Raw genomic sequence first — 1947 nt, forward strand, 5'->3', positions numbered from 1 at the left:
GCTGTAAACGGCGGCACTCGCCGAAGCTCCTTTCGGACTTCCGCTAAAGAGCCAGTTTTTCCTTCCAATTGTAAAGGGTCGAATACTGTTTTCGGCAAGGTTGTTGGATATGGAGCAGTTGCCATCCTGAAGATAATTCATAAACTCTCCCTTATGATTTAGGGCATAGGTCAAGGCTTCACCTAGTTTGGATTTGGGCAGCACCTTACCTTTGGTGGAATCGATCCATACCCAAAAAGCCTCCAAAACGGGTCTTTCTCGTTCCAGACGCTCAGATTTACGTTGTTCGCTCGAAAGGTCTTCAAGCTTTTTTTCAATCTCGAAAAGTTTGTTACAGAATGTAATGCCTTGGCTTGGAAGGGTGGCTTCCGGGCTCTGTATATCTTTCGGAAGGGAATCTACGAATTTCCTTCGAAGATGTGTCCAACAGAGGCATCTTGTGACACCCGGAATCTTTGTGTACCCGGAGTATGCATCCGAGTGAAGGTACCCATTGAACCCCTTTAGGAATTTCTGAGGGTATTTGCCACTTCGGCCAGGTTGGTATTCGAAAATTCGAATGGGGTGTTTGCCATGCTGGCCGCTGCTGTATACCCACATATAGGAATCGGTGGTATTCTTTCGCCCCTCTTCATTCATGACTTGGACGACAGTTTCATCCGCATGTAAATACTTTTCCTGCAGGAGTTTTTGATGCATTAGCCCCACCAATGGAGCTAGCCAGTCGCGGGACGCAGCTTGAATCCAGTTGGCCATGGTCGCACGGCTAAGGTTTACGCCCAGTGTCCGCCACTCCTTTTCCTGACGGTACAGGGGAAGGGCGTTGACGAATTTCTGATGCATGACCCATGCCACTGTGGAAGGAGAAGCCATGGAGTGCTGGATCACCGGATAAGGCATGGGTGACTTTTCCATGTAGGGTTTCCCGTTCTTACGACAGGTACGGCACTCAAAGGTTTCACGGTAATAATCGATGGCTCTGACTTTGGCAGGAATGAACTCGATTTCAGTTCGGACGAACTCTTCGCCAACCGATACAAGTGCGGTGCTGCATGCTTCGCAAAAGCAGTCTTGTTTATCAAGGGTGCAAAGGCGTTTGTCGTGAGGAATATCCTTCAAGAGTTCCATCCGCTGACCTTGAAATTTCTTTCGCCGGTACCCTTGTATCTCCTTAAGGTCAGGCTCTGGCGCCGTCGGATCCGCTTCGATTTCTGCTTCATCAAAAAGAGACATCTGCCCCAAAGAAAGGGACGATGTCTTCTCGGTACTTCTGCCGAAGAGTTTGCGCGTTAGATATTCAACCGTATCGTGAAGCCGTTTGTTCTCCAGTTCCAGTTCGCCTATGCGTTTTTCGAGTACTTTTACCTGCTCCGCAGCGCTCATGAATACAGTTCCTTTACCGTTTTCTACTGTATCCATTATAGCATAAAAATGCCGAAAAACCCAGTAATTATGCGCATTTTCGGAGTTTTTCACCGTTAAAGACAGGCCGTAATATGGAGTTTTTTTACGGCCTTAGGTTGATCTATGGACAGGCCTTCCAGAAGCCAACGAAATTCCTGGTAGGTGATGGAGCGAACGGCTTCGGCATTCATTGGCCATTGAAAACTTCCGTTTTCCAGTCGCTTGTAAAGGAGGACAAATCCATCTCCTTCCCAACAGAGTGCTTTCATTCGATTACGTTGCCGGCCACAAAAGAGAAACAGACTGTTTTGGAAAGGGTTTAACTGAAAATTCTGCTGGACGATTGCGGCAAGTCCATCAATTGACTTCCGCATGTCGGTATACCCACAGGCGACATAGATTTTCTCCGCTTTTGAGATATCACCGAACATGTTGCAATGCCCTCAAGGTGTTTTCGATCAAGGTTGCTGATGCATTGTTGCGAATCTCCAGTGTTACAGCGCCAAAACGTATTACGATATCTGACAATACTTCTTGATCACC

2 protein-coding genes are annotated in these 1947 nt (G+C 47.4%); both read right to left on the reverse strand.

What is annotated here, in order from left to right:
• The coding region (tnpC, locus tag FKP33_RS26610) for an IS66 family transposase (RefSeq protein WP_141336819.1) at nt 1–1383 on the reverse strand (1383 nt) is incomplete at its 3' end.
• A gap of 95 nt (nt 1384–1478) precedes the next feature.
• Nucleotides 1479–1835: an IS66 family insertion sequence element accessory protein TnpB gene (tnpB, locus tag FKP33_RS26615; protein ID WP_127610823.1), complete on the reverse strand. Its 357-nt coding sequence runs from the start codon at nt 1833–1835 to the stop codon at nt 1479–1481.
• Nucleotides 1836–1947 lie beyond the last annotated feature (112 nt).

This window comes from Paenibacillus sp. tmac-D7 (genome assembly GCF_006519665.1).
GTDB classification, from domain to species: domain Bacteria; phylum Bacillota; class Bacilli; order Paenibacillales; family NBRC-103111; genus Paenibacillus_G; species Paenibacillus_G validus.